Source organism: Pseudomonas sp. TWP3-1 (assembly GCF_049896625.1).
Taxonomy (GTDB): Bacteria; Pseudomonadota; Gammaproteobacteria; order Pseudomonadales; family Pseudomonadaceae; genus Aquipseudomonas.
In genome coordinates this window covers 230092-246074 of the sequence record NZ_JAFCUQ010000007.1, presented here as the reverse complement: position 1 = coordinate 246074, position 15983 = coordinate 230092, and the positions used below count along the sequence as shown (strand labels likewise).

At 58.8% G+C, this 15983-nt stretch carries 16 protein-coding genes and 1 pseudogene; 8 read left to right on the top strand and 9 right to left on the bottom strand.

What is annotated here, in order from left to right; all coding sequences use genetic code 11:
* The first annotated feature begins 358 nt into the window (after positions 1–358).
* Positions 359–907, top strand: a complete 549-nt coding sequence (locus ACP7BN_RS12640) for a cupin domain-containing protein (protein WP_042558757.1) — start codon at positions 359–361, stop codon at positions 905–907.
* Between the two features lie 306 nt (positions 908–1213).
* Positions 1214–2140, top strand: coding sequence for a hypothetical protein (locus tag ACP7BN_RS12635; protein ID WP_426204476.1), 927 nt, complete (start codon positions 1214–1216; stop codon positions 2138–2140).
* Between the two features lie 77 nt (positions 2141–2217).
* Here the strand turns inward: ACP7BN_RS12635 and ACP7BN_RS12630 are convergent, their stop codons facing one another.
* Both ACP7BN_RS12630 and ACP7BN_RS12625 read right to left on the bottom strand, forming a co-directional pair.
* Positions 2218–2505 (bottom strand): fructose-bisphosphate aldolase, encoded by a 288-nt coding sequence (locus ACP7BN_RS12630; RefSeq protein ID WP_426204475.1) that lies wholly within the window; start codon positions 2503–2505, stop codon positions 2218–2220.
* 477 nt (positions 2506–2982) lie between these two features.
* The gene (locus tag ACP7BN_RS12625; RefSeq protein WP_426204473.1) at positions 2983–3414 is read right to left on the bottom strand and encodes a hypothetical protein; all 432 of its coding nucleotides are present in this window, start codon (positions 3412–3414) and stop codon (positions 2983–2985) included.
* Positions 3415–3577: 163 nt separating this feature from the next.
* On the opposite strand from ACP7BN_RS12625, the gene ACP7BN_RS12620 reads away from it, so the two are divergent.
* Together ACP7BN_RS12620 and ACP7BN_RS12615 are read left to right on the top strand one after the other, a co-directional pair.
* Complete coding sequence (locus ACP7BN_RS12620; RefSeq protein WP_426204525.1) at positions 3578–3967, top strand: hypothetical protein; 390 nt, start codon at positions 3578–3580, stop codon at positions 3965–3967.
* A 14-nt stretch (positions 3968–3981) separates the two neighbouring features.
* The gene (locus ACP7BN_RS12615; RefSeq protein WP_426204471.1) at positions 3982–4404 is read left to right on the top strand and encodes an HD domain-containing protein; all 423 of its coding nucleotides are present in this window, start codon (positions 3982–3984) and stop codon (positions 4402–4404) included.
* 23 nt (positions 4405–4427) lie between these two features.
* Here ACP7BN_RS12615 and ACP7BN_RS12610 read toward each other — a convergent pair whose 3' ends face one another.
* Positions 4428–5027 (bottom strand): hypothetical protein, encoded by a 600-nt coding sequence (locus tag ACP7BN_RS12610; RefSeq protein ID WP_426204470.1) that lies wholly within the window; start codon positions 5025–5027, stop codon positions 4428–4430.
* A 160-nt stretch (positions 5028–5187) separates the two neighbouring features.
* Here ACP7BN_RS12610 and ACP7BN_RS12605 point away from each other — a divergent pair, with 160 nt between their 5' ends.
* Positions 5188–5637, top strand: a complete 450-nt coding sequence (locus ACP7BN_RS12605; RefSeq protein ID WP_426204468.1) for a hypothetical protein — start codon at positions 5188–5190, stop codon at positions 5635–5637.
* Here ACP7BN_RS12605 and ACP7BN_RS12600 read toward each other — a convergent pair.
* Genes ACP7BN_RS12600 through ACP7BN_RS12590 form a run of 3 tightly spaced genes read right to left on the bottom strand, consistent with a single transcriptional unit; the run spans position 5622 to position 9287 of the window.
* On the bottom strand, positions 5622–6647 hold the full coding sequence (locus tag ACP7BN_RS12600; protein ID WP_426204466.1) for a DUF2955 domain-containing protein: 1026 nt from the start codon (positions 6645–6647) through the stop codon (positions 5622–5624). The two genes, ACP7BN_RS12605 and ACP7BN_RS12600, sit on opposite strands and share 16 nt — an antisense overlap.
* Positions 6637–7740, bottom strand: coding sequence for an HlyD family secretion protein (locus ACP7BN_RS12595; RefSeq protein WP_426204464.1), 1104 nt, complete (start codon positions 7738–7740; stop codon positions 6637–6639). The genes ACP7BN_RS12600 and ACP7BN_RS12595 overlap by 11 nt, the downstream gene beginning before the upstream one ends.
* Positions 7737–9287: a TolC family protein gene (locus tag ACP7BN_RS12590; protein ID WP_426204462.1), complete on the bottom strand. Its 1551-nt coding sequence runs from the start codon at positions 9285–9287 to the stop codon at positions 7737–7739. Before ACP7BN_RS12590 ends, ACP7BN_RS12595 begins: the two co-directional genes overlap by 4 nt.
* Positions 9288–9419: 132 nt before the next feature.
* Here ACP7BN_RS12590 and ACP7BN_RS12585 point away from each other — a divergent pair, with 132 nt between their 5' ends.
* Together ACP7BN_RS12585 and ACP7BN_RS12580 are read left to right on the top strand one after the other, a co-directional pair.
* Positions 9420–9935 carry a transporter suffix domain-containing protein gene (locus ACP7BN_RS12585; protein WP_420649437.1) on the top strand — a complete coding sequence of 172 codons (516 nt, stop codon included), beginning with the start codon at positions 9420–9422 and terminating at the stop codon, positions 9933–9935.
* Positions 9936–9942: 7 nt separating this feature from the next.
* Positions 9943–10170: a hypothetical protein gene (locus ACP7BN_RS12580; RefSeq protein WP_426204460.1), complete on the top strand. Its 228-nt coding sequence runs from the start codon at positions 9943–9945 to the stop codon at positions 10168–10170.
* A gap of 142 nt (positions 10171–10312) precedes the next feature.
* Here ACP7BN_RS12580 and ACP7BN_RS12575 read toward each other — a convergent pair whose 3' ends face one another.
* The 3 genes and pseudogenes from ACP7BN_RS12575 to ACP7BN_RS12565 form a co-directional block, all read right to left on the bottom strand.
* Positions 10313–11596 (bottom strand): NAD(P)/FAD-dependent oxidoreductase, encoded by a 1284-nt coding sequence (locus ACP7BN_RS12575; protein WP_426204459.1) that lies wholly within the window; start codon positions 11594–11596, stop codon positions 10313–10315.
* 145 nt (positions 11597–11741) lie between these two features.
* On the bottom strand, positions 11742–13106 hold the full coding sequence (locus ACP7BN_RS12570; RefSeq protein WP_426204457.1) for a glutamine synthetase family protein: 1365 nt from the start codon (positions 13104–13106) through the stop codon (positions 11742–11744).
* Between the two features lie 374 nt (positions 13107–13480).
* A pseudogene (locus tag ACP7BN_RS12565) lies at positions 13481–14295 on the bottom strand (MipA/OmpV family protein).
* A gap of 252 nt (positions 14296–14547) precedes the next feature.
* On the opposite strand from ACP7BN_RS12565, the gene ACP7BN_RS12560 reads away from it, so the two are divergent.
* Positions 14548–15933 carry a hypothetical protein gene (locus ACP7BN_RS12560; RefSeq protein ID WP_426204455.1) on the top strand — a complete coding sequence of 462 codons (1386 nt, stop codon included), beginning with the start codon at positions 14548–14550 and terminating at the stop codon, positions 15931–15933.
* Positions 15934–15983: the final 50 nt, after the last annotated feature.

Here is a 15983-nt window from a genome sequence, read left to right as displayed (position 1 = left end):
ACCTCCCCGGCGGCCGCCCCAAAAGGCGCCGCCGGTTTTTCCACCCCACCAGCAACACCACAAAACCCTGTGGGAGCTGGCTTGCCAGCGATGGCGATTTATCAGCCAAAAGTGATGTTGAATGTGCAACCCAATCGCTGGCAAGCCAGCTCCCACAGGTATTGTGTGCAACCCAGAATTACCACCGCCACACAGATTTCACCCACCACCCATCGAACCTGCTGAGCAACACTAACAAACGTGATTTAATAGCCGCCTTTCACGGTTCCGGGACACGGGAGCAACGTGATACGCGGCCTCCGCGTCCACCCGCCACCCACCCCCATTACCCTTAAGTCGTTCTCACATAAGGCAGTCAATGGATACGGGTTCTCGACTCAAACTAGTACGCGAAAGCTACAAACTCTCCCAGCGCGAGCTGGCCCGACGTAGCGGCGTGACCAATGCCACCATCTCCCTGATCGAACAGAATCGCGTCAGCCCCTCCGTCAGCTCGCTGAAAAAGCTGCTCGAAGGCATCCCCATGTCCCTGGCCGACTTCTTCACCTTCGACCAACCCCCACGCGAACACCAATACGTATTCCGCGCCAACGAACAGCCCGACCTCGGCCGCCACGGCTTGCGCCTGCTGCTGATCGGCGCCTCAGTCCCAAGCCGCCAGATGCGCCTGCTGCGCGAGCAATACGCACCGGGCGCGAGTTCCGGGGAAGAGCCGATCGTGCATTCGGAAGGTGAGGAGTGTGGGCTCGTCACCCGTGGCACCGTTGAGTTGACGGTGGATGGCTCGGTCAGCGTGTTGAATGCGGGGGATGGGTATTATTTTCCGACAACGCTGCCGCATAAGTTCCGGAATATCGGGGCGGATGAGGCAGAGATTATTAGTGCGAATACGCCGGCGAATTTTTGATAGGAACCTCAATTGCATGTTTGAAAGCTGCTTATGTCAGTTTGATGGCTGTGCGGCTCAAATGGTAAAATCCCGGGCCAGTTTTTCAAGGATGGTTCGGGAGTTTTCCGATATTGCGGAAAACGAGGGCGTCACCACCATGTACCGCAAAATCGTTTAAGAGGCCTATATTGAACCGCGGCAGAAAACTGAAGAGTTGCAAAGGATTGTTATCACCGATCTCCAGAATAAATACTTCTCTGTCTGTCTGGCCGTAGCGCCACAATAGTTTTTCATTATTTACTATCTCTTATGGTGGTGCAGTAGATGTTTGCTTGTGAGCAGTATTCAACGTTGATGGAAGTTAAGTCGGATTTTTTAGTGGTGGGCGGATTAGTAGCGGCGGCGTACGTGATCTACATTTGCACCATGATAATCCTGAAGTTGCTAGGGCGAGATCTAAATGGTCTTGTCAGTAATAAGCTTTTTGTGTGTTTTGTTGGTTTGGCAGCTCGTCGATGCATTTGGGTCGTGCTTTGTGTTTCTATCATGATGGCTATTTGTGGTTGGATGAATTTGGCATTAGATTACATTTTGTCATTGAGATTTGGCCCCTTTGAAGAATGCACAACAATTTACTTTATGTATGGATGGAAAATGTGCGTCGTCGGAGTGGTGTCCGGATTGTTGCTTTATTTTGCGACCAGAGCGCAGCGTTTCCACATTCCACTTGGTAAATTCACATCGCTGACCACCGCGGCTCCTCGAAAGTATTTTCTCCATCTTAATGGCAATATTGAACCGTGGGGAATGGCATATGTATACGCGCGAAATTCTATTAAAAACCTTTTAAACAAGCACGCTGGTTTTGTGTTGGTCGTGGAGTCTTGGCTGTTAGCCCAAGACGCTGTGCCGCCAATAGGTATAGAGGCACTCAAAGGAGTTTATTCTACTGTTGTGTCGTGGCGTAGTCCGGATTCGGGAAGGTTTGTTCGAGGCTGTTTGATGGTGTTTAGATTTATTGCAATGTTTGTTTTGGTTCCGGTGATATATAAAAAATATCGTGATCTTCAGCTTGTTTCGATGACTCCTTCGAGGGGTATACAACTAATTGTCACGCAGTGTGCTTCCCGTAATGTGAGCTGGAGTTATAAAAAAACACCATTTTTTCAGCTTTTGGTTTTAACTGCTATTTATCCGGAAAGAATGGAGGCGGCAACAGGATGTAGCGGGGTGGTTGTTATAGAGATTTAAGTTTGGATTGTTCTTTGTAATGTGTATGACCAAAAAAGGTGACGGAGTTACTTAATAATCCGTCACCTTAAAACGTTCTAGCCAAGAACATCAAATCCTCGTTGCTCTATAACTCGAAACACATCACTCACATCCTGCACCATGATCCTGGCGATAGTGGTGACGGTGGTTATGTCTTGCTCGGCGTGGTCGGGGAGGCAGATGCAAGCCATCAGATCGAGGTATTTGAGGACGGCATTCAGGCGTTCGCCGAGGCAGGCGTGGAGATCGCTCAGTGGGGCATTGGCGTCGATGTGGAGCACTGGTGCGTCGGAGGCGGGGTGGGACATTTGGGCGTAGCTGCACAGCGGGATTTTGATGCTCATAAGGTTTCACTCTTCAAGTCAAGAAGTGCCACCTTTCTGCTGCGAAACAAATGGGTGGCAGCTGTATGCGGGTTCGCAGACCGGAGAAGAGCCAAACCGGCAGACCCGAAGGTCTCCCACACACAGCCGCCATAAAACGAAACGGCGGCGAATTTTGCCACAGTTGTCATTGAGTGGTATGTGTCACTTCTGAGGGCTGCGAAACCCTATCGCCGAATTCGATCAGCGACAGACCCACTCTAGGCACCAAGATCAGCAGCCGCAACCCACCTGTAGGACGTGAAAAACGTACCTGTGGCGAGGGAGCTTGCTCCCGCCCGGCGGCGCAGCCGCCGCAATCAGGGCGCTGCGCCGTATCAGGACGAAAGGGATTGCTGAGTAGAGGACTGCTTCGCAGCCCAGCGGGAGCAAGCTCCCTCGCCACAGGTCGTGTTTTCCTACGAGATTTGATCTCTCGAGATTCATGGCGCAAAACCGCTACTTCGCCTTCCAATGCCCACCACCACTCTCACAATCAATCTTCGCCTGCCCCAAATGCTCCACGTCGTAGTAGTACGTGGTCACCTGTGCATTCTCCGGGATGTTCAACGCCTTGGCGTTTTTGTCTTTGCTGGTGGAGTGCGGGTTGGCCAGGGATTCCTGAGTGAGTGTGGCTATACACGTGGCCTGGTAGTGGTCGTCGCACTGTTGGACCTTTTTCTTGGTGCTGCTGAGCATCTCCTTGCTTTCGTTGCTGCACGACCAGTCGATGGCATCTACGGGCACGCCTTCGTACTCGTAGCAGCTGTGAGTTTCAACGGCGGGGACGGCGGCGCTTTGGGAGCGGGTTTCGACGTCGCAGCCTTGGGCCATGACGAGGGTTGGGGTGAGGCTGAAGCTGGCGATCAGGAGCAGACAGCGCATGTTCATCGGGATCTCCTCCGCAATGGCGCCGGGTCTGATCGTTGATTTGGCGCTTATTGGTTTCGAGGCAGTACGCTGGCGGGAGGTTCCATCAGGTTTTTGATTTGCGTGGTTCGCGTAGACTGCGAAACAATCAGCCGTATCGCGCCCAAGGATTGGAAATTTGCTCATGATCGAAATCGGCAGCCGCAACAACGCCCCCACGCCGCAACACCAGATCCACGACGTCTACATCTTCAACATCGATCTGTCCCGACCGGCCACGCCGTTCTGCTTCGAGCAATCAATTGGCGGCGGGCATGCCGAGCAGGGTGGTGCGCGGTGGTTGGCGCTGGACGAGCTGGATGCGTGGCCGGGTGAGTGGCGCGAGCATTTGCGCAAGGCCGACTGCGCCTGGGTTGCCGAGTTGATGGACGCGCATCCGGGGGCGGATCAGGCCATGTTGGTTTCGTTGATTCTCCAGCGACATGCCGGGCCAGCAAAACCAGCAAGCCGTTTGCAGAAAATAGGCCGATGGTTCAAGCGCAATTTTTACGTCGGCGGCCGATACGGCGTCTAACCCGAGGAAACCCCATGACTCAAACACTCGAACGCGCAATAGCCATCGCCGCTACCGCCCACGCTGGTCAAGTGGACAAGGGCGGGGCGCCGTATATTTTGCATCCGCTGAAGGTCATGTTGCGCATGAGCAGCCTGGAAGAACGCATCGTCGCGGTTCTGCACGATGTGGTCGAGGATTGCGGTATCAGCCTGGATGATTTGCGCAAGGAAGGCTTCAGCGAGGAGGTGCTTGAGGCCATTGCTTCGGTGACCAAAGTGCCGGGTGAGTCCTACGAGGACTTCGTCGAGCGCGCGGCACAGAACCCGATTGGACGGGTGGTGAAACTGGCGGATCTGGAGGAGAACAGCGATCTGTCGCGGATCGCTTCGCCGAGCTGGGAAGATCTGGAGCGGGTCGAGAAGTACCGGCGGGCGATTGGGCGGTTGCGCGTATAAGCGATTTTGGCCCCGATAACGATTCAATCTTCGTCGTCGTACATCAAAGTCAGCTGCGCTATCCACTCATCGCTGGCGTCAAATTTTGCGAAATAAGCTCGTTTCTCCGCTTCACTTAATCTAGTGAAGAACGGATAGAAGTACTGGTCGTTGTAGTAGCCTTGCGCGCCCTGCATATTGCCGCCCCACCATGCTGGGTTGTATTCCTCAAAGGCGATCCATGGCGGTGGTACGCAAACTCTCTTGGCGGCGAGTCGGTCAAGGAATTCGTCGCTGTTCGTCACCAGGCGAATGGTCAGAGCCTTGAATTCTTCAGTCGATGTGGAAAACAGTAATCGCTGATTGTTCGCCGGGTCTTCGTATTCGAAAACTTGTGTGGCATCGAAAACACGTTCATCAATCTTCTGAAAACTCGACTCGACCAACCCGCGGAAACCACTGAACTCGTCGACCGTGGTCAGCAGTGCAACGTACCCGGCAAAAACACCGGAGTATTCCAGGGACGCAGCGGTTGGCTGCGCGGGCAGGCGAGTGCTCGACAGCGGCTTCGGAAATCGCGTCTGGAGTTCTCGAAGGGTGTAACCGGCAAATGACTGTTGGCTCGCGGGTTTCACAAGCGCCATGATTCGGTTCAGTAGAGTCATTGGAATAGGCAACGCAAAGGAATTGGCGTGGCGAAATGTTACTTAACAACCTTGGCATGAGCCAGTCACCTCGAATCATCTACTACACTCTCAGATTACCCCGCATCACAGGCAACCCCACGCCGCGCCGGAGGTAATCATGATTCGCTTATCGTCCATTTCCCTGTTTTTCGCTGCAACGCTGTGCGCCACACAAGCCACGGCCCAATCGGTGGTGCCGCTCAAAGGCCAGACCTCCCAGCAGACCCAGATCGACATCAACGACTGTCATTCCATCGCCTCGACCTCAACGACATCCACACCGCAAAGCGGCGGCCGTCTCAAGGGCGCGGCAGTCGGAGCCGCGGCCGGTGCTGCTGGCGCGCAGATACGCGGGCGGCAGCATGATGAGTTCTACGACGCGGTCGACGATGATCGAAAACAGGATTACCGGCAAAACCGCGCCAGAGAGACTGCTGCGGCCGGTGCGGTGGTCGGTGGTTCACGCCAGCGCCAGGAGCGGCGGGCGCAGGGCAAGACTGATGCGGCGGCCAGTTCCAGCGCCTACGCCGGGTGTTTGCAGGGCCGCGGTTATCAGGTCACGCCTTGACGACGTTCCCGGTGCGCTTCGAGCAAGTGCACCATCGCGCCGCTGTAGAGCGTCACCAGAATGAACAGACTCATGCGCACGGCGAACGCGGTGTACACGTCTTTGCCGGCGATGCTGTCCTGCACCGATTGGCCGAGCAGAATGATCATCGTCACCAGGGTGTTGAGCCAGAAGCTCGCACCGAAGCGTGAGCGGCTCAGGCCGTAGAGTTTGCGCGCCACAAACAGGCCGAACAGCAGCATCCACAAAAAGAACATCCACAGATGTACGAACAGGCTGAGCGCGCACCAGAACAACACCGCCAGCAGCCCGCCGAGCAGGGTCGAACCGAGCAATTCACGCCCGGCATGCTGGGCGCGGGTGGTGGAGCTTTGCTGGCCGAGGCTGACGGCTTTGAGGATGATCGGCAGGTAGCTGGCTGGGTCGATCAGGGCGAGTAAAAACGTCGGCAGTACGATCAACGTCGCCCTTAGCGCCACACGCGCTACATCTTCGGCGGGGAGGGCGGGCGCACTCGGCGGCGCGGGACTGTTGGCCGGCTCCGGGAACAGCGCATGACTGATGCCGACCACCGCGACCGCCAGCAACAAGCCTTTGACCAGTGCGCCAACCACCGCCATCGCCAGATCGAACTCGGCGAACCCGGCGGCGGAGATCATGGTCATGCCGATCACCAGAAAAATCACGATCAGATTGTTGCCGCCACGCAAGCCAAAGCGAAATACCAGAAATAGTCCGAGGCCGACCAACAGCACGCCACTCACCGGGTAATAGCGCAGCAACGGCACCAGCAACAAGCCGATGCTCGTGGTGAGCGCTGCGACCAAACCCAATACCAGCGCGCCTCTCAGCGGCAGTGGTCGAGGCAGGCTGGCCAGCAGCAACACCGCCAGTACCGGTGAAATAAACGCCAATGGCAAGCCAAGCGCATAACTGGCAGCGGTGCACAGCGCGGTGCCAAACGCCAGACGCAAGGCTCGCTGTGCCGGAACGCTGCGTTCAGTAGGCATACGACAACCAGCTCATCAGACCGAAAAACACCCGCCCGAGCGGATTGAGCAGATTGCCTTCGCTGGGGAATGCCATCACCTCCGCCTGACCACCGGCACGGATCGCGCGGCTCTCGAACAGGCGTTTTTTCGCCTCCTCGCTGAACTCGATGATCACCGGAAAGCGTTGGGCCGGACGCAGCCAGTCGCGGCTGTTCTGGATGGTCGGCAGGGTACCCGGCGCGGGTGTCTGGCCGACGCTGACGCCATAGCCAACGCTGCGCACGCGGCCGTGGAGCACTTCACCGGGCAGCGCGTCGAGGATGATCGACACCGGTGTTCCGGGTCTGATTCGGCCAAGGTTGTTCTCGGTCAAATCAGCGCTGATCCACAAATCCTGGATGGTGATCAACGTCATCACCGGACTGCCGGCGGCGGCGAACTGGCCGACTTCGGTGCGCAGGTCGGTGATCAATCCGGCCGAGCGCGCGCCGATCCGGGTATTGGCCAGGTCCAGTTCGGCTTTGGCCAGCGTGGTCGCGGCGCTGCGCAATTGGGCGTTGGTTTCGGCGCTGCCGCCTTCTTGTTCCTGCGCCCGTTGCACCTCGGCACGTGCGGCCGCGACCTGGCTGATCGCTTGCTCGCGATTGGCCCGCGACACTTCCAGCAGTCGCACGGAGATCGTGCCGGGATCCTGTTTGTACAAACCTTCAAGACGTTGATTGTCCTGGCGTGCCTTGAGTTCGTTGGCCTGAGCAGCGCGCAACGAAGCTTGGGCCGAGGCGATGCCAGCGGTGCTCGCGCCGACTTGGCGGCGGGTCGATTCGAGATCGGCTTTCGCTCGGTCGACGGCTATTTGCAGCGGCTGTGGATCAAGTTCGAACAGGATGTCGCCAGCCTGCACATCCTGATTGTTGCGCACGTTGACCCTTATCACTCGGCCTGCGACTTCCGCCGCCACCGGGATCACAAACGCGCCGACTCGCGCTTGTTGGGTGTAGGGCGTGATGCGGTCGGCCAGCAGATACCAGACCAGACTCAGCAGAATCAGCAGCAATACCCAGCGGATGCCTTTTTTTGCCGGATCGGGTGCAGCAGGCGCTGTTTCACTCATTGCGATTTACCTGCAGGGGGAAGGGGATATGCGGGTTGCGCGGGCGGTTCGGTCAGCAATCCGCCCCAGTCAGTGCGTTGCTGCATTTGCTGGCGGGTCGGCGCGTCGATCTGCGGCGCGCTGCTTTGCCAACCGCCGCCGACGGCTTTGTACAAGGCAATCAAATTGCTCACGGCGTTGCTGCGGCTGACCAGATAGTTGTCCTGCAACTCCAGCAGCGCGCGCTGCGCATCGAGCACGCGCTGAAAGTCCGAATAGCCTTCGCGGTATTGCGCGTTGGCCAGCACCAGTGAACGTCGCGCGGCGCCTTCGGCCTCGCCGAGAATTCGCTCGACCTCCAGCGCTTTGGTCAGGCCGCTGGCGGCATCATCCGCCTCGCGCGCGGCTTGGCGAACCTTGTCGCGATAGGCTTCGATCAACTGCTGCAACCGCGCGTCTTGCACGCGAATGTTGTTGCGGATACGCCCGTAGTCGAACAGGTTCCAGCGCAGGCTCGGGCCGCCGATCAGGTCGAGACTGCGTGGTGTTGCGCTTAGGGAATCGCTGGACCAGACGATGCTGCCGAGCAGGGTCAGCGACGGATACAGATCGGTTTCAGCGACACCGATCAGCGCCGATTGCGCGGCGACATTCAGTTCCGCCGCGCGCACATCGGGACGGCGCAGCAGCAGGTTGGCCGGGACGTCTTGCAGCACGACGCGATCGACCAAGGGAATCAAGCCCGATTGCTCCGCCAGCAAGGCCGCGCCGCCGGGCGGTTGGCCGACCAACACCGCCAGCGCATTGCGGGTGCGCAGCAATTGGTCTTCAAACGCCGGAATCGTGCTCAAGGTGCCGAGGTATTGGGTTTTCGCCTGTTGCAGGTCAAGTTCAGCACTTTGCCCGCTGGTGAAGAGTTTTTCAGTGATCTCGAAATTACGCTTCTGCTGAGTGGCGTTTTCCCGCGCAACCCGCAGGCGTGCTTCGGTGGTGCGCAGGGAAAAGTAAGTATCGGCGACCTGAGCGCGCAGTAATACGAGGGCGTCTTCGTAGTTGGCTTGGGCGGCGAAGTAGCCGGCGTCGGCGGACTCGATGGCGCGGCTGAAGCGGCCCCAGAAATCCAGTTCCCAGCCGACATCGAACGCAGCGCTGTGCTGCCAGAAATGCAGATCCTGCGGGTTGCTGCCACCCGACTGACGGCGGTCGATGTACAGGCTGTCGGCGCTGGCCTGTTGCAGTTGCGGATAGCGGCCACTTTCGGCAATGCCCAATTGCGCGCGGGCCTCAAGCACGCGCAGGCCGGCGATTTTCAGGCTGCTGTTGTGGGCTTCGGCTGCGCTGATCAATTGATCGAGGATCGGATCAGCAAAAACTTGCCACCATTGGCGCAAATCCGGATACGCCCCGCGTTCACTGGCCTGTTCCAGCGCCGGGCTGTTCCACTGCTTGCTCCAGGCCTCGGCCGGCGCCTGGAAATCCGGCCCCAGACGCATGCAGCCGCCAAGTCCGAGGACACCAAGCAACAGCAGGTGACCGGGCCGCATCGGCAGGGCTGTGGTTGGAGGCATGCAGGTGTCCGCAAACGGAAATGTCACTGGAGCATAGACGTCAGTTTGCGCCTTGCGCGGTCGAATCAACTGCTACGCTTTGGCGGGCAAGGTTCGATGATCTGCGCCCCTGACGAAAAGGTGGGAACCCCCATGGATACTGCTCAAGACCCGATTGCACCGACCAATGCGACCTGGCGTTTCAAGGTCGGTGTGGCGATCATCTGCCTGATGCTTGGTTCGTGGGCGATGGTGCCGATCGCGGCCGCGCTTGACGTGCCCGGCTCGAAAGTCGCCGCGCTGACTGGCGTGCTGTTCATCAGCAATAAAGTGCTGTTGCTGTTGGTGATCGCCGTGATGGGCAAGGCCGGGTTTGCCGAACTCAAACGCAAGATCGGCAAATACGTTTCCGGGATGATCCCGACGCCGGTCGCCGAAGTCGGGCCGATTCGTCACCGGATCGGCGTGGTGATGTTTTGCCTGCCGCTGCTCTGCTCGTTTCTCGAACCCTACTTTGATAACTTCTGGCCAGGGTTGCGGCCCAATTTGTGGCAGCTGCAATTGCTCGGCGACCTGATGTTTATCGGCAGCTTCTTCGTGCTCGGCGGCAACTTCTGGGAGAAGGCCCACGCCCTGTTCGTACGCAAGGCGCGGGTGGTGAGCGAATGAATCAGGCGTGGCCGAGGGCCACGGCAAACGACACAACGATCATGCAGGCGAAGGCGAAATTGAGGTTCATGGCGGGCGACCCTTGTCGTTTGGAATGGGGGCCATTCTGAACAGGCAGGGGCGCGATGAAAAATTCGGCGTGTTGATTCCAATGATCGAAGCCATTGATACCCGGCGTTTGATCGGCTGTGTACGCTCATCATCGAAATGTATGTGCGAGCGCTTGCAGGGCTGAGATTTGCAGCGAATTCGATGTCCTCATCGCGGGCAAGCCCGCTCCCACAGTGTCCGAGGTGTACTCAAAACTCAGGTACACCCCAAACCCTGTGGGAGCTGCGGTGCGACGATTCGACTTGCCCGCGATGAGGCCTGTTCGGTCAGCGCAGTTTTTCGAGCATCTGGTAGTACCACATGCCCGCCGCCAGCATCGGATTGCCCAGCAGGTCACCCATCGGCACGCGGATGTGCTGACACTGCGCAAACGTGTCGAACTGCTGCATCTGCCCGGTGATTGCCCGGCCCATGATTTCGCCCATGATGTGCGTGGTGGCGATCCCGTGACCGGAGTAGCCCTGGCAATACCAGACGTTGTCCGAGAGCTTGCCCAGTTGCGGGATGCGGTTGATCACGATGCCCATCGCGCAGCTCCACTGGTAGTCGATCTTCACGCCTTTGAGCGCGGGGAAGGTCTGTTCGATGCACGGGCGCAGTTCACCGGCGATGTCGCGTGAATCCTTGCCGCTGTAGTTGGCGCCGCCGCCGAACAGCAGGCGACCGTCGGCAGTGAGGCGGTAGTAATCGAGGACGAAACGGCAGTCGTAAACGGCGAGGTCTTCGGGGTTGATCTGCTTCGCCAGCGCGCCGAGCGGTTCAGTGGTGACGATGCCGCCCATGGCCGGGAAAATCTTGCCCTTGAGCTGGCCCGGTTCGAGTTTGTGATAGACATCACCGGCCAGCAGCACCTGGTTGGCATCGATCTGGCCGTGGGCGGTTCTCACCCCGGGCGTAGCGCCGTGAATGATCTCCAGCACTTCGCTGTTCTCGAAGATCAGCGCACCAAGGCTTTCAGCCGCTCGCGCCTCGCCGATGCACAGGTTGAGCGGGTGCAAATGCATGTTGCGGGTGTTCTTGATCGCGCCGTGGTACAGCTCGCTTTGCAGCAAGTCACGCACTTGGCTGCGATCAAGCAGGCTGACTTCGTCGGCCATGCCACGGCGTACGGCTTCTTCGTAGTCTTTGCGCAGATCGGGCATGTGGCTCGGTTTGTACGCGGCATGCAAATGGCCGTGTTTGAGGTCGCAGTCGATGGCGTATTTCTCGACGCGGTTTTTGATGATTTCGTGCCCGCGCCAGCGCAGGTGCCAGATGAAATCGTCGACCTCGTCGCCGAGCTTGCGGCGCATCTGTTTGCGCATCGCACCCTCACCGGACAGGCTGCCAGTGACTTGCCCGCCATTGCGCCCGGTGGCGCCCCAGCCGATCTTGTGGCTTTCGACGATGGCGACTTTCAAGCCTTTTTCGGCGAGTTCGACGGCGGTCGCGACGCCGGTGAAACCGCCGCCGATGATCACCACGTCAACCTTGTGTCGGCCTTGCAGGGTCGGGTAATCGGTGTCGCGGTTGAGGGTGGCGGTGTAGTAGGAATTCGTGCGTTCGGTCATGTTGGTGTCCACAAAATTCGGGAGCTGAAGGAGATCCCTGTGGGAGCTGGCTTGCCAGCGATAGCGGAGGGTCATTCAGCAGAGATGCTGAATGTGCCGACCCCATCGCTGGCAAGCCAGCTCCCACAGGTTGGGTGTCGGATGTTTAAGCTTCGGTCAGATACCAGCGCCAATCCTGCTCACCCACTTCGGCCATGAACTGGCGGTACTCCGCGCGTTTGACGGCCAGATACACCCCGAGAAATTCCTGGCCCAAGGCATCGCGCGCCCACACTGAGTTTTCCAGCGCCGTCAGCGAGGTCAGCCAGTCGGTCGGCAGCAATTCTTTGGCCTGCGCGTAGCCGTTGCCCTGCACCGGTTCGCCCGGATCGAGGTTTTCCGTAATGCCACGATGAATGCCGGCAAGGATCGCTGCAGCCGCCAGATACGGGTTGGCATCGGCGCCGCAGATGCGGTGTTCGATGTGCCGGGTATTGGCCGGCCCGCCCGGCACGCGCAGGCTCACGGTACGGTTGTCGACGCCCCAGGTCGGCGCCAATGGTGCGTAGCTGTTGGCCTGAAAGCGCCGGTACGAATTGGCGTTCGGGCAGAACAGCAGCAGCGAATCGAGTAACGACGCGAGCATGCCGCCGATCGCGGTACGCAGCAGCGGCGTGCCGGCCGGATCCTCCGAAGCGAACAGATTGCGTCCTTCACCATCGGCCAGGCTGACGTGCATGTGCATCCCCGTGCCGGCCAGATGATCGAACGGTTTGGCCATGAATGTGGCCTGCATGCCGTGCTTGTGCGCGATGGCTTTGACCAGTCGTTTGTAGCGCACCGCCTGATCCATCGCCTCCAGCGCATCGCCGTGTTCGAGGGTGATTTCGACCTGGCCGGGCGCGTACTCGGAGATTGCGGTGCGCGCCGGAATACCGTGCAGTTTGCAGGCGCTATATAGGTCGGCGAGGAACGGTTCGATCTGTTCCAGTTCACGTAAACCGTAGACTTGCGTGTGTCGCGGTCGCCCACCGTCGACATCCAGCGCCGGTTGCGGACGACCGTGGTGATCGCGCTTGGCGTCGAGCAGATAGAACTCCAGCTCGCAGGCCATGACCGGGTAATAACCCTCGGCTTTTAACCGGTCGATTACCCTGATCAGTAAATGACGCGGATCCGCAATGCTCGCCGGCATGCCTTGCTCCGGGTGCATGCTGACCTGCACCGCAGCGGTCGGAATCTGCCGCCACGGCAGGCGCACCAGACTGCCTTCGAGCGGATAGGCGCGGCAGTCGATATCGCCGACGTCCCACACTAAACCGGAGTTTTCTACATCGTCACCCTGTACGGTCAGACCGAGAATAGTGCTCGGCAACGGCCGGCCGCTTTCATACACGGCGAGCAGTTCTTCGCGGTGCAACAGCTTGCCGCGCGGCACGCCGTTGGCGTCGAGAATGAACAGCTCGATCATGTCGATATCGGGGTTCTGATCGAGGAAGGTACGGGCGTCTTCAAGGGCTGCAAATTTCATGGATGTCACTCACGCGAGCGCCGCACAGGCGCGCAGATTCGGGCCGGACGCAGCAACGGGCAAAAGCTCGGGCAGTCTGGCTTGGATATCAAAAAAAGAGGGGGACTAGCGGATATCCGGCGGGCGTGCGGAGTGACGGAGTTTGGAGCGCAGCAAAGCCATGGGGAGATTGACGATACGGTTCATACGCCGCCCCTGTGGGAGAGGGCGCGCAGCGTAGACACGTTCAACGATTCTAATTGTTGTAGGGACGTGCTCATGACGCGTGTTTCCGTTGGCGGAAAACGTCGGCGGCGGGAGTGTCCCGCCGTGCCGGTGTGGCTGGATAGTAAGGGCAAAGTCGCGGACAAGTAAACGACCGATTAGCGCCGCGATCAGAAGTTGTAGACCACCTGGCCGGCCAATGAAGTCTGCAACCGGCGCTCGACTATCGGGCTGTCCGCCGCATCGTTGCTCAGATACTGCGCCGCCAGTACTGCCGACAGGCTCCATTGTTCATCCAGCGGCAACGACCACGTAAGATCCGCGCCACGACTGATCAAACCACCACGCGCCTTGTAGGCTTTGAACTGACTGCGCGAGGCCTGAGCGGCGCTGACGCCGTACCAGGTGCGCAGGTAATCGCTGTCACCAAATTGACTGTTCAGGCTACCGGTCAACTTGCCCAGCGAGCCTTCATACAGCGGCGCACTGATGCTCAGCTTCAGGCGATTCCAGCCTGAGCCGGTGTCGTGATCATCCTTATCCTTTTCCAGCGCATGCTCGAAACTCGCGCCGAGAATGATCGGCCCCATGTGATAGCTGCCGTCCACCCCCAGCACCGGGCGCGACTTGATCGACCCCATGCCGTTGAGCTCATCCGAGCCCTTGAACCCAGTCTTGCGATCCTTGCGCACATCACTCGCGCCGACGTACACGCTCAAACCGAAATCGTCTTCGTCAAAGCCCCAGCCGAGACCGCGTGATGTATCGAAGAAAATCCCGTACGGACTGCTGATTGCCACAGCCGCCATCGGCGCCACCACCCGCTCGGCGCCACCACCCGCTCGGCGCTGCCGCTGTAACGCGGCGCACTGATGGCTCCGGCACTGAGTCTGGCATGCCAGTCTTCGGCGCGCAGGGAATCGGCCGGCAGTAGCAGGCAAATGGAAGTCAGGGACAACGAGAATGTGCGAAACGAAACTTGCATGGGGCACCCGTGGGGAATGTGGATGCGCCCATGCTAGGCGGGTGGCGGCGGGCAATCTTTGGCAGCTTTGTCGGGAAACTGTCAAAGACTGTGAAGCCGGTTTCAGCTCAGTCCCGGTGGGCGCCGGGTGAATCATCTTGAAGTGCTTTGGCAATGGGAATGGCGGGGCAGGGTCTGGTAGGTTTCGGCCATGATTTTGCACCGGCAATGACGCCGAGCGCTGATGCAGCAACCATTCAAGGATGAAACAACATGCCACTGAAACCGCCGATCAAGGGCACAAGCCCGGTCGATGTTCATATCAGACCTTCCACCGACGGCCCGACACTGGGGCCGGTGATTCGGCCGAGTGTCAATCTCACTCCGACGCCATCTCAGCACCTCCCCGGTGCGCTGAAGACACCGCAGACCAGCGCTGGAGATGTCGTTGCTTCCGTGTCAACGCTGACTGTTCGCGATGTTGCGGGCGTGCCAGAAGTTTCGCCGAATGCCGGGCAACGACCGCTGGAGGATTACCGCGTCAACGCCGCAGCCCGGCTTACGGAAGTCGACGCCGAGGGGCTCAGATCCTTCAAGGGACGTCAGTTCGCTGAAGTGCCGGGGCAGGGCGTTGTTCAGGTCGGAACTGATCAACAGACCGGCTTGTACCGAGCCAAACTGGCCAGCGAACTCAACCCGTCCGGCCCGGCTCTGGAGCGCGACAGCGATGGCACTGTCTGGCATCCGCTGGAAGAGTTCGCCACAGACGCCTCGCGTACGCCCGATCCGCGCAAAGGCGGGTCGACGCTGGAGGCCCTGGTGCATCCGAGGGAGGCCGAGGACGGCAACCAGCGGGATTCCTCTGATGATCCATTCGAGCTGGCATCGGAATCGATGCCGATCAAGCCCTACACCGAGCAGGAACTCGCCTTTATGCGCGAGGAGACCCGCTACACCTTCCGCGACAATCAACTCGGCTCATATAACCGTGCCAACAACGGCAAATATCCGCTGCGCGATACGTTCGGCAGGCCGGTGCGGATTCGCAAGCTTGAAACCATAGTCACGCTGACCACGGGAGAGAAATACACCTCCGGGCCGATCAAGCCTTACATCAAATTTGAAGGCTTCGAAGACGTTGCGCGGCTCTACGAAGAAAAACTCGAGCTGCGCACGTTCACAGAGGCCGACGTGAAAGTGCCGGGTGAACGCGGCCTGATCGGGCAATCGATGGTGGTGGCCAACAGGCGAATCAATAAAGGTGAAGCCTTGGGCCTGTATGGCGGAACGCTCAGCCCGGTGCGGCTGGTCAGGCGTCAGGAACAGACCTTCACCATGCTGGCCGGGTCTTACGTGCATTACGGGCCGGGAAACTTGATTGAAGAACCGGTGGTTATTATCGGCGATAACATCATTTCCCGGCTTAATTCGAACTTTGAGTATGACGCCAGCGGCAAGCCGATTCGGCAATCGCCGGACGGCTATAACGTGCAGACCGTCGGATTCAAAGTCGAAGCGGACATGTTGATTGGCGATCGGCTAGTCAACCGGCCGTACATGTTGAATGCGCTGTTTGCCACCGAGGATATTCCGGCGGGGACGGAGTTGCGCTGGAATTACAATTATTCGGATAAAGAGATGAAGATGATTTTCGGCTGAAGGAAGTATTGATTGTGCTGACGCCATCGCTGGCCTGCCAGCGATGAACG

Bases quoted from the DNA above. Each gene is read 5' to 3' on its own strand.
- ACP7BN_RS12600 (WP_426204466.1), bottom strand. From the start codon at position 6,647: ATGCCTACTGAACGCAGCGTTCCGGCACAGCGAGCCTTGCGTCTGGCG.
- ACP7BN_RS12630 (WP_426204475.1), bottom strand. From the start codon at position 2,505: ATGAGCATCAAAATCCCGCTGTGCAGCTACGCCCAAATGTCCCACCCC.
- ACP7BN_RS12595 (WP_426204464.1), bottom strand. From the start codon at position 7,740: ATGAGTGAAACAGCGCCTGCTGCACCCGATCCGGCAAAAAAAGGCATC.
- ACP7BN_RS12610 (WP_426204470.1), bottom strand. From the start codon at position 5,027: ATGGCGCTTGTGAAACCCGCGAGCCAACAGTCATTTGCCGGTTACACC.
- ACP7BN_RS12625 (WP_426204473.1), bottom strand. From the start codon at position 3,414: ATGAACATGCGCTGTCTGCTCCTGATCGCCAGCTTCAGCCTCACCCCA.
- ACP7BN_RS12615 (WP_426204471.1), top strand. From the start codon at position 3,982: ATGACTCAAACACTCGAACGCGCAATAGCCATCGCCGCTACCGCCCAC.
- ACP7BN_RS12640 (WP_042558757.1), top strand. From the start codon at position 359: ATGGATACGGGTTCTCGACTCAAACTAGTACGCGAAAGCTACAAACTC.
- ACP7BN_RS12585 (WP_420649437.1), top strand. From the start codon at position 9,420: ATGGATACTGCTCAAGACCCGATTGCACCGACCAATGCGACCTGGCGT.
- ACP7BN_RS12605 (WP_426204468.1), top strand. From the start codon at position 5,188: ATGATTCGCTTATCGTCCATTTCCCTGTTTTTCGCTGCAACGCTGTGC.
- ACP7BN_RS12570 (WP_426204457.1), bottom strand. From the start codon at position 13,106: ATGAAATTTGCAGCCCTTGAAGACGCCCGTACCTTCCTCGATCAGAAC.
- ACP7BN_RS12590 (WP_426204462.1), bottom strand. From the start codon at position 9,287: ATGCCTCCAACCACAGCCCTGCCGATGCGGCCCGGTCACCTGCTGTTG.
- ACP7BN_RS12575 (WP_426204459.1), bottom strand. From the start codon at position 11,596: ATGACCGAACGCACGAATTCCTACTACACCGCCACCCTCAACCGCGAC.
- ACP7BN_RS12635 (WP_426204476.1), top strand. From the start codon at position 1,214: ATGTTTGCTTGTGAGCAGTATTCAACGTTGATGGAAGTTAAGTCGGAT.
- ACP7BN_RS12620 (WP_426204525.1), top strand. From the start codon at position 3,578: ATGATCGAAATCGGCAGCCGCAACAACGCCCCCACGCCGCAACACCAG.
- ACP7BN_RS12560 (WP_426204455.1), top strand. From the start codon at position 14,548: ATGCCACTGAAACCGCCGATCAAGGGCACAAGCCCGGTCGATGTTCAT.